This window comes from Chitinispirillales bacterium (genome assembly GCA_031254455.1).
Taxonomy (GTDB): domain Bacteria; phylum Fibrobacterota; class Chitinivibrionia; order Chitinivibrionales; family Chitinivibrionaceae; genus WRFX01.
In genome coordinates, this window is sequence record JAIRUI010000026.1 from 1 (window position 1) to 17,334 (window position 17,334).

The following is a 17,334-nucleotide window of genomic DNA, read 5'->3' on the forward strand; positions in this document are numbered from 1 at the left end:
AACTTGTCAACAGCAGCGTTGATTACAAAATAGTAAAGAAACCGCTTAACGTAGCATTGAAAAAGAACGGCGGTTTTGTCGATGAAGTTTCGGTAAACAAAAAAGCGGGAATTACCGCAGGCGATGTTCTTGATTCTTTAAGAAAGATAATCGGTTATGATGGTTTTGCGACTGATACGACAACAAATGAAACAGACAATGAGACAAATTCATTTACAAGCGGCGCGCCGAAGTTTGAGATTACTTCAAGAGAAAGCGGGCAGTCTTCGCGTTCGCTAAGAGACGGCGGTGCAATAGCGGTGAACGAACTACTTCAAAACGGAGAATATAACGTCGCCGTAAAGGTAAGCGATATTATAGCGCAAAACTACAAACCCGAAGATGGACAGATAGTGTTAAAGGTAAGCGATTTGTTTGTTACTTTCACTACCGAACCCCGCGAGGGACCTATAGCGATCGCCAAACCGCAGAAATCCGACAAGAAATACGGAATAATACTTGAGAAGGCTGTTGTTTCTCAGTCTGCAAAGATTTCTGTGAAAACGCCGGAGCAGGCGCAAGTTATCCTTATTGTTTATGACAACATAGGTAATGTGGTGTTTGAATCAAAAAGTAAAAACAACAAAGAGATTTTGTGGGATTTGACGAATAACGCGGGCAGAAACGTAGCGAACGGTACTTATTTGATAATCGCTGAAGCCAAATGTGCAAGCGGAAAAACATATAAGTATTCGACGAAAATGGGTGTGAAACGATAATACGATGGCTGGATTGCTTCGCTTCGCTCGCAATGACAAACAAATACACCGCGCGTCTATTGCAAGAAGTGAAACGACGAAGCAATCCAGAAGGAAATTATAGAAGGAAATTATTAAACGGGGAGGATTTCATGCGGAACAAAGCCGGCGGACGTTTTATTGGTTATATAAAGGGTATAGAAATGAGACTGTTTTAATTTTTCTCCTCACAGCCCAAAACAAACAACAACTCTTTTTCAATTAACTTGGTTATGTTTCTGTCTGTCAAACACGACACTCTTTCTAATAAAGCGTTTTTGTCCACACAAACGATTTGATGCGCAAGAATTACAGAGTTTTTGCTTAGCATTGATATATTTTTATCTAAAAAAACATTTCCTTTAATGTCTTTTAACGTCAAGTTACTTGTAATCGGTAAAACTATTGTTGTCGCTAATCTCGTATCGTTCAATTTATTGTTCTGAATAACAAATGCGGGGCGTTTATATCCCGGTTCACTGCCTATAGGATCGCCGAAATCTACCCACCAAATTTCACCACGTGTCATTTTTCAACAATTCCCTGACATTAGCGCGTCCTGTTTTTAGTATTTGTTCGTTGGGAACATATTTTGAATACGCTTTATTAAATTTGTTTGCAATATTTTTATCTTTATATTCTTCGACATATTTTTTTATGGCTGCCGTAAATAACTTACTTTGAGAAATACCCATATCTATAGCGATTTTATCTGCCTGCTTGCATAATTTTTGTGGAATAGAAACCGTTGTATTCATAATATTTTTCCTTATTCTCTGCAAATATAAAACATTCATATAAAAAAATCAAGAAAAAAAGTGAAATTTGCAGAAAGACGTATAAGTATTCGACAAAGTTGGGAGTTAGAAATAATACGACGGCTGGATTGCTTCACTCGCAATGACGGGAACAACTATTGACGACAATATCCACAAGTTTTTGTTTTTAAGCTAACGAATTGATTTTGATATTAGAGAAAATATTATTTTCTTTCTGTAAATAAATTAAGGAGTAAAACATGGCTTGGAAAAACAAAGGCGTATGGGAAAAAGACGACGTAGTGAAATATTATCGCGAAAATGTAAAAGCGTATAAAATCTGGGGACCGGATATGCATTACGGATATTGGGAAAAAGGAGAATTGAATCACCGAAAAGCTACAAGACGGATGAATGAAAAGGTCGTCGAGAAAATTAAAATCACAAAAGACGATTATGTTTTGGACGCCGGTTGCGGTGTCGGCGGAAACGCGGTTTGGCTGGCTCAGACATTCGGTTGTAAAGTTGTCGGTGTGAGTATTGTTCCAGAACAGATAGAGACTGCGAAAATGCGGGCGAAAATGGCGGGAGTGGACAATCTGTGTGAATTTTTAACTATGGATTATATGGATTTACAGTTTCCTAACGAAACGTTTTCGGTCGTTATGGGACTTGAAAGCATTTGTTACGCAGACCCCAAAAGCGAATTTATTAAAGGTGTTTTCAGAGCGCTTAGAGAAAACGGGCGGTTTGGAATGGCGGACGGATTCGCCTGTAAAGAAATTTACTGCGGCAGTGAAAAACGACTTATGGGACGCTGGCTTGACGGCTGGAAAGTAAATTCGCTCGATACTCCAAACCAATGGAAAACAAATGCGATAAATGCGGGTTTTGTTTCGGCAGACTACGATAATGTAACAAAATTCGTTATGCCGTCGTCGAGAATTATGTTTGCTCTTTCAATGGTATCTCTGCCGTTTCATATTCTGGAAAAGTTTGTTGAAATTAGCGATTATCCGTGCGACGCGATGTTTCATCAATATCTGGCGATAAAACGCGGACTTATGGAATACGGAATATTTTGGGCCGGCAAGTAATATTTTCTTAATACGAACTGTACTTAATAAACAGGAAGAAACAAATGACGGCAAACAGAAAATATAAGGATAGCGTATTTACTAAACTGTTCAGCGACAAGGATAATCTCTTGGATTTGTATAACGCCGTTGAAAACAAAAATTACGGCAAAGACGCCGAGATAAAAATAACAACGCTTGAAAACGTCGTATATATGGATATGATAAACGACATAAATCGAAAAATATGTCAGTTTGAAAAAAATTTTGCATTTTGAATATAAATTAATGTATATTACCAATAAATTAGCGGTTCGACGATGAATCGCAGACAAAAATTGAATTCGTTTGATTTTTGGATTTGTTGAAAAAAATTTTGGTTATCAAATAACAGCAAAGGCGCTGTGGGCTGAAAAGTCCACAGCGCCTTTTTTTACAAGAAGGGGGTTTTATGAAAGACGTTTCTAATTTGTTCGGAAGTATGGTTTTTAACGAAACGGTAATGCAGGCGCGTTTACCGAAAAACATTTACAAGTCGTTGAAAAAAGCGATGTCGCAGGGCACACGTTTGGAACTTGACACGGCAAACACGGTAGCGAACGCTATGAAAGATTGGGCTGTCGAAAAAGGCGCAACTCATTTTACTCATTGGTTTCATCCGATGACGGGGGCTACCGCCGAAAAGCACGACAGTTTTATATCGCCGGTAGCCGACGGTAAAATAATTATGGAATTTTCCGGCAAGGAATTGGTACGCGGCGAACCGGATGCGTCAAGTTTTCCGTCCGGAGGCTTGCGCGCTACTTTTGAGGCGAGAGGTTACACGATTTGGGATATTACGTCTTACGCCTTTATCAAAGACTCGACGTTGTGTATTCCTACGGCTTTTTGCTCATACAGCGGTGAAGCGCTTGACAAAAAAACTCCGCTTCTTCGTTCGATGGAAGCGATTGATAAACAGGCGATACGCATACTTAAACTTTTTGGGAATACGGATACGCGCCGTGTAAGTACGACCGTCGGACTTGAGCAGGAATATTTTCTTATCGACAAGGAAGTTTTTCTCAAACGCCCCGATTTGATTTATACGGGGAGAACTCTTTTCGGCGCTTTACCGCCAAAAGGTCAGGAATTGGAAGACCATTATTTCGGCAGTATCAAACCGCGCGTTTCGGCGTTTATGAAAGAACTTGACGAAGAATTGTGGAAATTGGGCGTTTATGCGAAAACCAAACACAACGAAGTCGCTCCGTCGCAGCACGAATTGGCGCCGATATTTATGACGACGAATATTGCGACCGACCACAATCAACTGACTATGGAACTTATGAAGAGTATCGCCAATAAGCACAATTTGGCTTGCCTTTTGCACGAAAAACCTTTCGCGGGCGTAAACGGCAGCGGCAAACATAACAATTGGTCGATCGGTACCGATACGGGAATGAATTTGCTTGAACCGGGCGAAACGCCTTATGAAAACGCGCAATTTCTGCTGTTTTTGGTAGCCGTGATCAAAGCGGTGGACGAATATCAGGATTTATTAAGAGTTTCCGCCGCAAGCGCCGGCAATGACCACAGATTAGGCGCAAACGAAGCGCCGCCTGCGATAGTGTCGATGTTTTTGGGCGACGAACTTACCGAAATTCTTGAAGCGCTTGAGAGCGGCAGCGTATATAAAGGAAAACAAAAAAGTCAAGTGGAAATCGGCGTAACGGTTTTGCCGCATTTCCCCAAAGATACGACCGACCGCAACCGCACGTCGCCTTTTGCGTTTACGGGCAACAAGTTTGAGTTTAGAATGCTTGGTTCAATGTTTTCCGCTTCAGGGCCAAACGTTGTGCTTAACACGGCGGCGGCGGAAATTTTGCGTCAATTTGCGGATACGCTTGAAAACTCAAAAAATTTCAAGGAAGATATGGCGCAGCTCGTAAAAAAGACGTTTCGCGAACACAAAAGAATCGTTTTTAACGGCAACAATTATTCAAAAGAATGGGTTAAAGAAGCGGCGCAGCGCGGCTTGTCAAACCTAAAAACGACGGTCGATGCGCTTCCGGCTTTTATTTCACAGAAGAGTGTCCGCCTGTTTAAAGAACACGGCGTATTTACCGAAACGGAACTTCACTCCCGCTACGAAATACTTATGGAAAATTATTGCAAAATCTTACACATTGAGGCGTTAACGATGACAGATATGGTGAGAAAGGAAATAATTCCGGCATGTTTTGCCTATCAAAACGAGATCGCGAAACTCCTTGCCAATAAAAAAGCGTGCGGTAATTTTGAGATGTTGCTTGAAGAACGGTTTTTAGGACGAATTTCGCAGTTGTCTTCCTGTTTGCTTAAAAAATTGGACGTACTCGAAAGTATGCTGATTGAAGCGAAAGCGGAAAAAGAAATTTTAGATTCTGCAAAATTTTATCGGGACAAAGTATTTACTGCGATGTCTGAACTTCGACTGATAGCGGACGAAATTGAAACCATCACGGCGAGAAAGTATTGGCCTTTGCCTACTTACGGCGAAATACTTTTCAGCGTTATTTGATCCTTATTAAAATCAGGGATTTAGGGTGAACGCCTTAAATCCCTGATCGCTCTTATAGCCTTTCTTGACAAAACTTTTGTATATTTATTATATTTGACGGGATTAAAAGGAAATTTTTATGAAAAAAGAAGGAAATGACAAAAAAGTCCGCAACGAAAAAGAAGGGTTACTGAATTTCAGCAAAGAAATGATTTCGGCGTTGCTCACGGCGTTCGTGTTTATCGTATATGTGATTCAGGCGTTTATGATTCCGACCGGTTCTATGGAAAAATCGCTTTTGGTCGGGGATTTTCTGCTTGGACTAAAATTTATTTACGGTGCGCCGGTTTTGCCAAACGTTCCTTTTGTATGGGAAAATTTCTGGAAATTTCCTGGTTTTAGCGACCCAAAACGCGGCGACGCCGTAATTTTTAAATATCCGGGCGGCGAAAAAAAAGATTATATAAAGAGGTGCGTCGCGGTTGCCGGCGACAGTATCGAGATCGATATAAAAAGGTTGATTGTAAACGGTAAAGAATTAACCCCTCCGCCGAATGCAAAGTGGGATTACGGCGGAAATCTGCGTTTGGGAATTAAAAATTTCGATAAGTTATACATTCCTCGAAAGAATGATACGCTTGATATTTCAAACGCGGGCGTTCGGGAATTTATTTATTATAAACATTTGGTTCGTCAGGAACATCCGTATTCAAATATTCGCGATGAATACCGTTTATTTGTAGATGGAAAGGATTTCAGCGATTCTTCAGTTTTGCTTAATGTCGATGGACAGATTACGCATGGTACGTTTTCTATGACGGATTTTGATAGATTGGCAAAATACTCCGATTGGACATTTTATGCCTATCATTTTGATTTGTTTACGCGCCAGTTTTCGTCCGACAGCGACTTAAAAATAGAGAAGAAATTATTTTTGGACGGACGGGAAATTTCAAAATACGTTTGCAAATACGATAATTATTTTATGATGGGCGACAATCGCGACAATTCCGCCGACAGCAGATATTGGGGATTCGTTAACCGCAATTTTATAAAGGCGAAGGCTTTAATTATATATTTTTCCCTCAAACAGGAAGTTCCGTTATATTTGCTTCCCGTCAAAATTCGCTGGGAACGCCTTGGGAAATTGATTAGAAACTGGGACGGAGGGGAATAAACATGGGAAAAACAATCGTAGAAAAAATTTTTGCCGCACATCTTCGCGACGAGCCGTTTAAGGGAACGTTTGTTCTCAACCTTGACCGCGTTTTCTGTCACGAAATAACCACTCCGGTCGCCCTTTCGGATTTGGAATGGAGAAAAAAAGACCGTGTTTTCGACAATACGAAAATTAAGGCGGTAATCGACCACATTAGTCCGGCAAAGGACACCAAAAGCGCAATTCAGGGAAAAATGTTGCGGGATTGGGCGTACAGGCATAACATAAAAGATTTTTTCGATATAGGTGAAAACGGTGTTTGTCATGCGATTTTTCCGGAAAAAGGATTCGTACGTCCGGGATTCACAATCATTATGGGCGATTCGCACACCTGTACGCACGGGGCGTTTGGAGCGTTTGCCTGCGGAGTAGGGACAACCGATTTGGAAGTCGGAATTTTGAAAGGCGTCTGCGCGTTCAGAAAGCCGGAAACTATTCGAGTTAACGTGAACGGGAGATTGCAAAACCGTGTTTATGCCAAAGATGTAATTTTGACGATTATCAAAGAACTTTCGGTAAACGGCGCGACCGACAAAATCATTGAATTCCACGGTGAAACGATAAATAACTTTACTATGGACGAAAGAATGACCATCTGCAATATGGCGATTGAAGCCGGTGCAACGAGCGGTTTGTGTATGCCGGACGAAACTACGCTTGAATATCTATGGGAATTTGTTGCAAACGATTATGAAAACGATAAAGAAAAAGCGCTTGCGGATTTCAAAAAGTGGAGCTCGGACCTTGACGCAAATTACGTGAATACGCTGAACGTCGATGCCGACAAAATCGTTCCGGTTTGTACGATAGAATACAAACCCGATCAGGTTAAGCCGATCGCTCAGTTAGATTCGCCGGTTCATCAGATTTATATCGGCTCTTGTACAAACGGACGGCTCAGCGATTTGCGCATTGCCGCTGAAATTACCAAAGGCGGAAAATTAGCGTTCGGCGTTCGTGGAATTGTTTCGCCAGCGACTCCGAAAATTTACAAAGAAGCGGCGAAAGAGGGCTTGCTTGACATATTTATGGATGCCGGATATTGCGTGACAAATCCCACTTGCGGCGCATGCCTGGGGATGAGCAACGGTGTTTTAGCGCCCGGTGAAATTGCGGCAAGCACTACAAATAGAAATTTTAACGGACGAATGGGTAAAGGCGGAACGGTGCATTTGATGAGTCCGGCAAGCGCGGCGGCGTGTGGAATAACCGGAAAATTGACAGACCCCAGAACGTTGTGATTTTAATATGAGTGCGCAGTTTTTGCTCGGACTTGACATGGGTTCTACAACGGTGAAATGCGTTGTTTTAGACAGAGAAACCGACGAGGTTTTGTTTTCGGATTACCGCCGTCACGACAGCGCCGTGCAAATTACGCTCCTTAAAATTTTAAGCGAAATTAATGAGAAGTTCCCAAATGACACATTTCTGATGGCGTTTACAGGTTCGCAAAGTTCGGATTTTGCCCAAAAGTCTGGAGTTTTGTACGTTCAAGAGGTAATAGCCGGTTCAATTGCAATTGGAAAACGCTATCCGCAAACGCTCACTTCAATTGAATTGGGCGGACAGGATGCAAAAATTCTATTTTTTTCGCAAGATGAAGAAACCGCCGTTTTGGATATGCGAATGAACGGAGTTTGCGCCGGCGGAACCGGAGCTTTTATAGATCAAATAGCCTCGCTTTTGAATGTAAAAGTCGAAGATTTTAACGCGCTTGCAAGTGAAGGTAAAAAGATTTACGATATTTCGGGACGCTGCGGCGTATTTGCAAAAACCGACATTCAGCCGCTTCTGAATCAAGGCGTTCGCCGCGAAGACATAGCGTTAAGTTGTCTTCACGCGCTCGCAAAACAGACAATCGGCGGACTTGCGCAAGGGATGGAAATCAAACCGCCTGTTCTTTTTGCCGGCGGACCTTTCTTTTTTATTCCGAAACTGATAGACGTTTTTTGTAATCGACTGGAGATTGAAGAAATAAACGAAAAAAAATTCATTGTTCCCCAAAACGCGCAAACGTTAATAGCGATTGGCGCGGCTTTATCTTTAAAAACAAAATTGGGAAATCAAAATAACAATCCGATGAAAATAAAAAAATTGATTGATTTATTGTGTGAGAAAACTTCTGAAAATTACGAAAAAGAAATTGATTTGTCCGTCCAATTTTTTACTTCACAGGCTGATTACGATGAATTTAGGGAAAGATACGATTTTGAAGAATTTTTACCTAAAGTTTATGAAAGCGGCGAAAAGGTAGGGGTTTTTGTCGGAATAGACGCCGGCTCAACAACCACGAAATTTGTCGCGATAGACGAAAATAAAGAGCTTGTTTACTCTTTTTACAAAAACAATCTTGGAAAACCCATTGACACTGCCAAAAGCGGACTTTTGGAATTTGAAAATCATTACAAAAAACAAGGCGTCGAAATTGAAATAAACGGTTTGGGAACGACCGGTTACGGAGAAATTCTGCTCGCAAAGGCGTTCGGTGCGGATTTTCACATCGTTGAAACCATAGCGCACAAAACGGCGGCGGTTTTTTTTGAACCCGACGTAAGTTTTGTTTTGGATTTGGGCGGACAAGATATGAAAGCGATTTTCATAAACAATGGAATTATCACTAATATTGCGCTTAACGAAGCATGTTCGGCAGGCTGCGGCTCGTTTATAGAAGCGTATTCAAAATCACTAAAAGTTGCGCCGCAGGACATTGCAAAATTAGCTTTTGAGGCGAAAAACCCGTCGGTTTTGGGTTCTAGATGTACGGTTTTTATGAACAGTTCCATTATTACCGAGCAAAAGTCGGGTAAAACGGTCGGAGATATTTTGGCGGGATTGTGTAGAAGCATAGTTGAAAATCTATTTACAAAAGTCATCCGCATTCCAAACCCGTCGGTTTTGGGAGAAAAAATAGTCGTTCAGGGTGGAACGTTCAAAAACGACGCTGTTTTGCGCGCCTTTACACAATACATTGGGAAAGAAGTCTTGCGCCCAAGATTTTCCGGAGAAATGGGCGCTTTGGGTATAGCGTTGCTTACAATGGAAGAAATGAGAAAATAAGAACAAAAACTTAAATTTTGTTTTACGATAAAAAGTATTTTTGTGATTAAGTTTTAACGAAAGCGGGGAATAAGTGAGTGTATCAGCGGGAATCGTCGGGCTGCCTAATGTCGGGAAATCGACAATTTTTAATGCGATTTCATCAGGAAAAGCGGAAACGGCGAATTATCCTTTTTGTACAATTGATCCGAATTCCGGCGTTGTTTGCGTTCCCGACGTCCGTTTGGAGCGAATAAGCGAAATTATTCCGACGCAAAAAATAGTTCCTGCGCTTTTGGAATTAGCGGATATTGCCGGATTAGTCAAAGGCGCGTCTAAAGGCGAGGGTTTGGGAAATCAATTTTTGGGACATATAAAAAACGTAAACGCTATTTTGCACATTGTACGATGCTTTGATTCCAGCGAAATTACGCACGTGAACGGTTCGGTAAATCCCGCCCGCGACGTCGAAGTTATAGACACCGAACTTATGCTTAAAGATTTGGAAACGCTTGAAAAGAGTAAATCGTACTTTGAAAAAATGCGGAAAACGGGCGACAAAGAATTTTTGGCGAAATTGGATGCGGCGACGAAAGCGATAGAACGAATAAACGACGGAATTTCTGCAAGAAAAGCGCTTTTGGACGAAGAAAAAGAACTTTTGGCGGAGCTAAATTTAATAACGGTAAAACCTATTTTATATGTCGCGAATGTCGATGAAAACGGATTTAAAGAAGACAATAATTTTGTTAAAGAATTACAAGAGATCGCCGAAAGAGACGGCGCTTTGTGCATAAAAATCAGCGGGAAAATTGAAGAGGAATTGGCGCAGCTTGAAGAAGCCGATAAAAAAGAATTTCTTGCGGATTTGGGTTTGAAAGAACCCGGGCTTAACGTTTTGGCAAGGGCGGCTTACGACTTGCTTGGGCTGCAAACGTTTTTTACCGCCGGTGAAACAGAAAATCGCGCCTGGACAATAAAAAAAGGAGTTACCGCACCTCAAGCGGCAGGAGTGATTCACAGCGATTTTGAGCGCGGGTTTATAAAAGCGGAAGTTTATACGCTTGACGATTTGTTGAAATACAAAAGTGAAACGGAAATTCGTAATCACGGGAAAATGCGTCTCGAAGGAAAAGATTATCTTGTAAAAGACGGCGATATTATGTTTTTTAAGTTTAACGTGTAGGGCAAAATGAAAAATATTTGGCGGTGGTTTTTTTGGAAATTAAATCGAAAAATTGTTCCGTTTTTGATTTGGAAAAAATATGGAAAATTTTTGAAAGTCGAGGGGGATAAAATTCCTGAAGCGCCATTTATTTTTATAGCGAACCATGCGAATTTTCTTGACCCTTGGATCGTTTGCCATTTATCTAAAACACCTGTTTCGATAATGATGAACGAAGATGGGTTTAAAGCGTCAAATTTTCAAAAATGGTACCTGAAAAACATTGGGGCGTTTCCGAAAAAAAAAGGACTTTCCGATATTTCGTCTGTTAAAATAAGTTTTTCGGAAATTAAAAAAGGTTATCCGCTTATGGTTTTCCCCGAAGGACAAACTTCTTGGGACGGACATACGCAACCGATTTATTCCGGAATTGAGAAAATATCTCAAAAATTGAATGTGCCTGTCGTCATGTGTAGAATTGAGGGGAATTTTATCGCGCATCCCTGGTGGGCGGGAAACGACAGAAAAGGGCAAATCAGTATCTATATAAAAATAATTTCAACAAAATTTCTCAAATCAAAAACGTTTGACGAAATTCGCGACGAATTTATAAATCATATAAAAAACAATGACGTTGAAAAATCACAAAATAACAAATTTTCAGGTAAAAATATTGTTTCCGGTATGAAAAATCTGCTTTGGATTTGTCCGAGTTGCAACGAAAAAGAAAGTTTGATTTTTGAAGAGAATTCGGTAATTTGTGAAAAATGTAAAAAAGAACATGTTTTCAACGCGAATTTATATCTTGAAAACCCGGCAAATTCCATAAAAAACCTTTATGATTGGACAAAAATGCAGAAAGACTATGTGAGAAACATCGTGAAAAACGCGGGGAATTCGGATATTTTGGCGCAAAATAACAAGATTTGCTTGATTCAGTCCGACGACAACGGACGGATTGTTACGCTTGACGAAGGGGTTTTACAAATTACTAAGGAAAAATTTTTGTTCTATGGAGATTGCGCCGTTTACGATATTGCAATGGATGATGTGGTCGCTCCCGTTTTCCAGCAGAAAAATATAATTCAATTTAAATATCCGCAAGGCGAACTGAAATTTATGTTTTTGCATACGGCTATGATGAAATATCTTTGTTTTTTGCTGGAACTTAAAGGCTATCAAGAAATTGAAAAACGCGGATATTTTATTTAAATCCAAAACTAAAGCCTTAAAAAACATTTAATTTCTCCATTTTATACCGGCGAAAATTATTTTTGTACTCGTAAAGCCGATTTTCGGCATTACGAGTAGAGGATTTAATGTTTGAAGAGATGGTAAAAGAACTCGACGAAAAAGTCGATTTACTGATAGATAAAAATGTTCAATACTGCCGCGAAATCAAACGGTTGCAATGTCTATTGGATGAAGCCAATAGTAGAAATTATCTTTTAGAACAAACAAATAAAATACTTTCCGGCGAATTAAAACCGCTTTTTGAGTCGGCTGAAAATGTACTTTCTCACATGAAAAATGCCGGTAAAGAGGAATAAACGATGTTGGAACAAAAACTTAAAATAGATGGAAAAGAATACATTATTCGTTCTGCCAACTGGGACAGAGAAATTTTAATCGACGCGGCGGCGCAGCTTGAAGAAGGAATCTTGTATTACAAAAAAAGTAAGGACGAAATAAGCGCGGTGGTTCTTGCCGCACTAGCGTTCGCCTACGATTCGACAGCAAAGTCAAAAAGCGAAAATAGCAATCAAAACGATAGCTCCGGCTATTCATTTGAATGCGAACAAAACTTACGAAATATTTTACAGAAAATTAATAAACACATTCAAACGCCGCAGAAAGCGATTTAATAAAGAGGAGGTACAATGAAAGCGGAATTAACGCCATTAACGACGGTAGCGGATCTAACTTCTGGATTATTAGAATCAGACATAACATCAGGATTGATTGGGCTTGTTTTGATTATTTTGGGATTTGTTATCGGAAGCAAATGGAAATCTTGGACAGATAAAAATTATTTGGATTCGATCCGAGAAAGCGCCGAAAGAGAAAGGAAAGAGATTGTCGAAAGAGGCGGCGTAGCTGCGGAATTGGCAAAAAAAGAAGCGCTTATTGACGCAAAAGAGACGTGGGCGAAAGAAAAGGCGAAAATAGACGTTGAAATCGGGCAGCGAAAAGAAAAAGTTCACGACCTTGAGAACGACATCAAAGATCGTCTGAAAGCGATTGGCGACAACGAAAAGGATTTAGAAGAAAAAGAAAAAACCGTTTTAGCGCGCGAGAATTTTCTTTGGACGCGGGAAAAAAGTATTTCGTTGAAAGAGGCGGAACTCAATCGTCTTACGCAGGTGCAAAACGAAAAATTGGAACGGGTCGCCAATATGACTCAAGAAGAAGCGAAAAAATTACTTTTGCAAAATCTTGAGCATCAAATTCGTTATGAAAATGCGGAAATGATCAAACAAAAACACGACGAAGCGTTAGAAAAAGCGGACGAGGACGCCAAAGAGATAATTTTACAGACGATTCAAAGATCCGCCGCCGACATAACGGTTGACGCAACGGTCGCAGTCGTTCATCTTCCAAGCGAAGATATGAAGGGGCGCATTATAGGCCGTGAAGGACGAAATATCCGCTCGTTTGAAGAAATCACGGGAGTTGACGTCATCGTGGACGATACGCCGGACACGGTTGTGCTTTCGTGTTTTGATCCGGTTCGTCGTGAAGTCGCGCGCTTGTCGCTTTTACAACTTATCGAAGACGGCAGAATACATCCGGGAAAAATAGAGGAAGTCGTAAATTCGTCACAAAAAGAAATATCCAAAAAAATGAAACAGGCGGCTGAAGAAATTATGCTTGATTTGGATGTTCGCGGGCTTAAACCCAAACTTGTGGAAATGATAGGACGCTTAAAATATAGAACTTCTTACGGACAAAATGTTTTGCAGCATTCGCATGAAGTTGCGATTATGTCCGGGCTTATTGCGTCGCAATTGGGATATGACGCCAAAAAGGCGATTCGTGCGGGACTTTTGCATGACATCGGAAAGGCTATCGACAGAGAAACCGAAGGAACGCATTCGGCTTTGGGTGCAGATATTGCGGAGGAAGCCGGAGAAGACAGTATTATTTGCAATGCGATTGCGGCTCACCACGAGGATGTTGCGGCTATTTCGGTTTATCCGGTTATTGTCGCTGCCGCGGATACCATTTCTTCAAGCCGTCCCGGAGTGCGTAAAGAAACGTTGAGTAATTATGTGAATCGTCTCACCAAATTAGAGGCGATAGCGACAAGTTTCAGCGGCGTGGAAAAGGCGTTTGTAATTCAGGCGGGTCGAGAAGTTCGCGTAATGGTTATGCCCGGAGAAATAAACGACGCACAATCCGAAGAACTGGCGCGGGAATTGGTTAAGAAAATTGAGGCGGAAATGGAATATCCCGGAACGATTAAGGTAACTACAATCCGTGAGATTCGTCATACGGAAGTGGCGAAATAAGGAGTTAAAAAGTGGCGGAAAAGAAAAAAGACGTAAAAGCGGAAGCGCAGGAAAACGCAAAAGGCGAACAGTTAAAAAATGCGCTGAATCAAATAGAAAAAACACACGGAAAAGGTTCGATTATGCGTTTGGGCGATACGGGCGCAGTCACTCCTATAGAAACGATTTCATCGGGAAGTATTTCAGTCGATATAGCTCTCGGCGTAGGCGGATTTCCAAAAAGCAGGATAGTTGAAATTTACGGACCCGAATCTTCTGGGAAAACCACGCTCGCGCTAACCGCCATCGCAAACGCGCAAAAAACAGGCGGAACCGCTGTTTTGGTTGACGTGGAATATGCGTTTGATCCATCTTGGGCTAAGACCCTTGGCGTCGATGTCGATAATTTGATTTTAAGCCAGCCGGATTCAGGCGAACAGGCGCTTGAGATTGTCGAAACGCTTGCAAGAAGCGGCGCCGTAGATATTATCGTTTTGGATTCCGTCGCCGCTTTGGCGCCGCAGGCGGAAATTGAAGGCGATATGGGTGACAACCATGTCGGTTTGCAAGCGCGAATGATGTCTCAAGCTATGAGAAAATTGACGCCGATTATTTCAAAAACCAACACCTGTCTCATTTTCATAAACCAACTGAGGATGAAGATAGGCGTAATGTTCGGCAATCCGGAGACGACTACCGGCGGAAACGCGCTCAAATATTATGCGAGTGTAAGAATAGACATCCGAAAAAAAGAAACGATAAAAGAAGGCGAAGAAATTTTGGGCAACAGGGTTCATGTCAAGGTTGTAAAAAACAAGGTTTCTCCTCCGTTCAAAGAAGCTGATTTCGATATTATTTACAACCAGGGGATTTCTGCCTCCGGCGATTTACTTGACGTAGCGGTCAATGACGCGATCGTCGAAAAAAGCGGCTCGTGGCTTTCATACAATGGCGAAAGAATAGGGCAAGGGCGTGAAAACGCCAGAGCTTATCTCGTGGAAAACCCGTCGGTTTTTGCTGAAATTGAAAAGATAGTACGGGAAAAACACGGGCTTTTGAAGTAAAAAACTTACTTGATTTTTCTTTAAATTTCTCCGCAGCCGATTTTCGCCCATTTTCCCATAAATTCCACCAATTCGTTTCGTTTTGGAGAACGGCGGTTGCGCACGTAAAATCCGGAAGTGCAAACTCCGCTGCAAAGGCATTCCTGCGGCGTTAAGCCGCAAAGCCATCCGTTGCAAAATCCGGCGTTAAAATTATCGCCCGCGCCTGTCGTGAGTTTGGGTTTTTTCGTATATGGTCCGTCAATCCACCATGAGCCGTCTTTTGTGGCGGCAGCCGCGCCGGCAAGCGGATGAATTACGACCGCGCCAAGCCCCGATTTGTTTTGAATCCCGCTTGCGCGTTCGGTGAAATCGTTTTCGTTTACGCCGTAAACCGCGGCGATTTGTCGTGATTCGCTTTCGTTAAGTCCAAAAATTACGTCCGCGTTTTCCTGCAATTTCTCAATAAGTCTGCAAACTTCTTTAACTTCCTCGACAGGACGACGAGCCGGATCGGCAAGATCGATAAACACGGCGGGGCGGTTTTTGGTTCGAGATATAATGTTATTAAATCCTAATAAAAGCGAATTGAAATTCGGAAGTTCCATCCAATTGGTAAAGCCCAGAAGCGACGAATTTTTCACCATTTCTTCTAATTCGTTTTCGCTTACGAGCGTTAATAATTTTTCCCAGTTTACAGCGGGAAGCGATGCGGTCTTTCCGCAAATTATTTTACCGTCGTCAAACTCCAAAGCGTCTGCGTGACCAGGGCTCGCCATTGTGATAACCTTTTGACAACATTTTGCAAAATCGGTAAAAACCGGGTCGATCGCGCCGTCGCCGAGAGCCCCGATATACGAAATTTTGTAGTTTTGCAAGGCAAGCGCATTAGCCAAGATAGGTCCGTTTCCGCCGAGTTTAGTTTGTATCGGGAAAAATTCGATATTTGCCGAAAGCCCGGCCGCCGCCGCGATTTTTTTTGCGAAATCTCCGATAGTTCCGACTTTTGTATATTTATCGATTGCCTGCCGCTCTTCGACGACGTGAGTAATTTCATCGACAAACCCGTCGAATCCGATAATTAGATTTTTGCTTGAATTGTTGTTTGCAAGTTTTTGTAAAGCCGATTCGACAAATTGCGCCTGAGGCATAATATTTCCTTTCGTTTATATCTTTGGTAAAATATTTTTTTTCATTGCGAAACGGCGATAAAAATTTGATTTTTAATATTCAAAAATTATGAGATGCGAATCCTTTAGAAATCTCTATTCTTTCAGTCCGCAATAATTGTAATTTTTTAGAAACGCCGCCTGCGTATCCGGTAATATCGCCGTTTTTACCTATTACACGATGACAGGGAATTAAAATGGAAACGGGATTATGACCTACAGCGTTTCCGACAGCGCGCGCGGATGTGCGTTTTCCGTTGTTTCCGGCTTCAAAGCGTTTTGCGATTTCTCCATAAGTCGTCGTTTGACCATAAGGTATCGTGCATAGAATATTCCATATTGACTTTTGAAATAAACTTCCTTCGGGCATAAGCGCAGGCATAAAATTCGGTTCGTTCCCGGAAAAATATATATCAAGCCATTTTTGAACTTCTTCAAATATCGGTAATTTTTGTTCAAAGACGTCATTACCCAAACCGCGTGCGAAATATTTCTGCCCTTCAATCCAAAGTCCTGAAACGTTACAGCCGTCGCTTGATACCGTAAGCGTTCCGATCGGCGATCGTATGTTATGAACGTATTGCATTGCCGTTCTCCAATTCCGCTTTTGCATCTGCATTGTGTTCGGTACGAACACAATATAATAGAATTATCAAAATTATGTCAATAGGAAAAAATTTCTCAAAACAGGAAAATTTTTCATCAAATAATTTAAGCACCTCCACGGTGCTGCCGATAAATAAGTGTAAGCAGCAGGGATTGCTGTTTAGTAAAATAAATAAACAGCCGTTATTACGGCGAAACACGGAGGTTTCTTATGCGTATCAATCACAATGTGCCATCAATCGTTACCCAGAACGCTCTTGCGTCCAATAACAGGATGCTGGGCAAAGACCTTGAAAAGTTATCCACCGGTCTTAGAATTAACAGATCCAGCGACGATGCCGCGGGTTTGTCCGTATCGGAAGGTTTAAGAACTCAAATCAGAGGCGTAGAACAAGCAAAGAAGAACACTATGGACGGTATCAGCGCTTTAAACATCGCCGAAGGAGCGATGAACGAAATTCATGCGATTTTGCA

17 protein-coding genes and 1 pseudogene are annotated in these 17,334 nt (G+C 41.5%); 14 read left to right on the top strand and 4 right to left on the bottom strand.

From position 1 onward, the window contains the following. On the top strand, positions 1–758 hold a 758-nt coding region (locus LBH98_01710; protein ID MDR0303474.1), incomplete at its 5' end, for a hypothetical protein. A gap of 193 nt (positions 759–951) precedes the next feature. Here LBH98_01710 and LBH98_01715 read toward each other — a convergent pair. Together LBH98_01715 and LBH98_01720 are read right to left on the bottom strand one after the other, a co-directional pair. After that, entirely contained in the window at positions 952–1,305 is a 354-nt protein-coding gene (locus tag LBH98_01715) for a type II toxin-antitoxin system PemK/MazF family toxin (protein MDR0303475.1), read from the bottom strand. After that, a complete protein-coding gene (locus LBH98_01720) occupies positions 1,292–1,534 on the bottom strand; it encodes a ribbon-helix-helix protein, CopG family (GenBank protein MDR0303476.1) in 243 nt (80 codons plus the stop codon). Before LBH98_01720 ends, LBH98_01715 begins: the two co-directional genes overlap by 14 nt. A 260-nt stretch (positions 1,535–1,794) precedes the next feature. On the opposite strand from LBH98_01720, the gene LBH98_01725 reads away from it, so the two are divergent. From LBH98_01725 to recA, 12 genes and pseudogenes are all read left to right on the top strand, one after another. Then, positions 1,795–2,631, top strand: coding sequence for a methyltransferase domain-containing protein (locus tag LBH98_01725; protein MDR0303477.1), 837 nt, complete (start codon positions 1,795–1,797; stop codon positions 2,629–2,631). A gap of 44 nt (positions 2,632–2,675) precedes the next feature. Then, entirely contained in the window at positions 2,676–2,888 is a 213-nt protein-coding gene (locus LBH98_01730; GenBank protein MDR0303478.1) for a hypothetical protein, read from the top strand. Between the two features lie 173 nt (positions 2,889–3,061). Beyond that, a complete protein-coding gene (locus LBH98_01735) occupies positions 3,062–5,152 on the top strand; it encodes a glutamine synthetase III (GenBank protein MDR0303479.1) in 2,091 nt (696 codons plus the stop codon). A 118-nt stretch (positions 5,153–5,270) separates the two neighbouring features. Continuing rightward, positions 5,271–6,308 carry a signal peptidase I gene (lepB, locus tag LBH98_01740; protein MDR0303480.1) on the top strand — a complete coding sequence of 346 codons (1,038 nt, stop codon included), beginning with the start codon at positions 5,271–5,273 and terminating at the stop codon, positions 6,306–6,308. A gap of 2 nt (positions 6,309–6,310) precedes the next feature. Beyond that, positions 6,311–7,591: a 3-isopropylmalate dehydratase large subunit gene (locus tag LBH98_01745; GenBank protein MDR0303481.1), complete on the top strand. Its 1,281-nt coding sequence runs from the start codon at positions 6,311–6,313 to the stop codon at positions 7,589–7,591. 7 nt (positions 7,592–7,598) lie between these two features. Continuing rightward, on the top strand, positions 7,599–9,407 hold the full coding sequence (locus LBH98_01750) for an acyl-CoA dehydratase activase (GenBank protein MDR0303482.1): 1,809 nt from the start codon (positions 7,599–7,601) through the stop codon (positions 9,405–9,407). 73 nt (positions 9,408–9,480) lie between these two features. Continuing rightward, positions 9,481–10,572, top strand: coding sequence for a redox-regulated ATPase YchF (gene ychF, locus LBH98_01755; GenBank protein MDR0303483.1), 1,092 nt, complete (start codon positions 9,481–9,483; stop codon positions 10,570–10,572). A gap of 6 nt (positions 10,573–10,578) precedes the next feature. Continuing rightward, positions 10,579–11,763, top strand: coding sequence for a 1-acyl-sn-glycerol-3-phosphate acyltransferase (locus LBH98_01760; protein MDR0303484.1), 1,185 nt, complete (start codon positions 10,579–10,581; stop codon positions 11,761–11,763). A 107-nt stretch (positions 11,764–11,870) separates the two neighbouring features. Then, positions 11,871–12,101 (top strand): hypothetical protein, encoded by a 231-nt coding sequence (locus LBH98_01765; protein ID MDR0303485.1) that lies wholly within the window; start codon positions 11,871–11,873, stop codon positions 12,099–12,101. 3 nt (positions 12,102–12,104) lie between these two features. Further along, complete coding sequence (zapA, locus tag LBH98_01770) at positions 12,105–12,416, top strand: cell division protein ZapA (protein ID MDR0303486.1); 312 nt, start codon at positions 12,105–12,107, stop codon at positions 12,414–12,416. 15 nt (positions 12,417–12,431) lie between these two features. Next, the gene (rny, locus tag LBH98_01775) at positions 12,432–14,063 is read left to right on the top strand and encodes a ribonuclease Y (GenBank protein MDR0303487.1); all 1,632 of its coding nucleotides are present in this window, start codon (positions 12,432–12,434) and stop codon (positions 14,061–14,063) included. An 11-nt stretch (positions 14,064–14,074) separates the two neighbouring features. Beyond that, positions 14,075–15,085, top strand: a pseudogene (gene recA / locus LBH98_01780) (recombinase RecA). 41 nt (positions 15,086–15,126) lie between these two features. On the opposite strand, the gene LBH98_01785 reads toward recA, so the two are convergent. Continuing rightward, a complete protein-coding gene (locus tag LBH98_01785) occupies positions 15,127–16,236 on the bottom strand; it encodes a carbohydrate kinase family protein (protein ID MDR0303488.1) in 1,110 nt (369 codons plus the stop codon). Positions 16,237–16,315: 79 nt separating this feature from the next. Further along, complete coding sequence (locus LBH98_01790; GenBank protein MDR0303489.1) at positions 16,316–16,840, bottom strand: methylated-DNA--[protein]-cysteine S-methyltransferase; 525 nt, start codon at positions 16,838–16,840, stop codon at positions 16,316–16,318. Between the two features lie 231 nt (positions 16,841–17,071). Here LBH98_01790 and LBH98_01795 point away from each other — a divergent pair. Next, positions 17,072–17,334, top strand: a 263-nt coding sequence (locus LBH98_01795; GenBank protein ID MDR0303490.1) for a flagellin, incomplete at its 3' end; no start/stop codon positions are given.

Coding starts and splice junctions, on each gene's coding strand:
- LBH98_01790 (MDR0303489.1), bottom strand. CDS start 16,840: ATGCAATACGTTCATAACATACGATCGCCGATCGGAACGCTTACGGTA.
- LBH98_01720 (MDR0303476.1), bottom strand. CDS start 1,534: ATGAATACAACGGTTTCTATTCCACAAAAATTATGCAAGCAGGCAGAT.
- LBH98_01765 (MDR0303485.1), top strand. CDS start 11,871: ATGTTTGAAGAGATGGTAAAAGAACTCGACGAAAAAGTCGATTTACTG.
- LBH98_01725 (MDR0303477.1), top strand. CDS start 1,795: ATGGCTTGGAAAAACAAAGGCGTATGGGAAAAAGACGACGTAGTGAAA.
- LBH98_01735 (MDR0303479.1), top strand. CDS start 3,062: ATGAAAGACGTTTCTAATTTGTTCGGAAGTATGGTTTTTAACGAAACG.
- LBH98_01760 (MDR0303484.1), top strand. CDS start 10,579: ATGAAAAATATTTGGCGGTGGTTTTTTTGGAAATTAAATCGAAAAATT.
- LBH98_01785 (MDR0303488.1), bottom strand. CDS start 16,236: ATGCCTCAGGCGCAATTTGTCGAATCGGCTTTACAAAAACTTGCAAAC.
- LBH98_01730 (MDR0303478.1), top strand. CDS start 2,676: ATGACGGCAAACAGAAAATATAAGGATAGCGTATTTACTAAACTGTTC.
- rny (MDR0303487.1), top strand. CDS start 12,432: ATGAAAGCGGAATTAACGCCATTAACGACGGTAGCGGATCTAACTTCT.
- LBH98_01745 (MDR0303481.1), top strand. CDS start 6,311: ATGGGAAAAACAATCGTAGAAAAAATTTTTGCCGCACATCTTCGCGAC.
- LBH98_01715 (MDR0303475.1), bottom strand. CDS start 1,305: ATGACACGTGGTGAAATTTGGTGGGTAGATTTCGGCGATCCTATAGGC.
- zapA (MDR0303486.1), top strand. CDS start 12,105: ATGTTGGAACAAAAACTTAAAATAGATGGAAAAGAATACATTATTCGT.
- LBH98_01750 (MDR0303482.1), top strand. CDS start 7,599: ATGAGTGCGCAGTTTTTGCTCGGACTTGACATGGGTTCTACAACGGTG.
- lepB (MDR0303480.1), top strand. CDS start 5,271: ATGAAAAAAGAAGGAAATGACAAAAAAGTCCGCAACGAAAAAGAAGGG.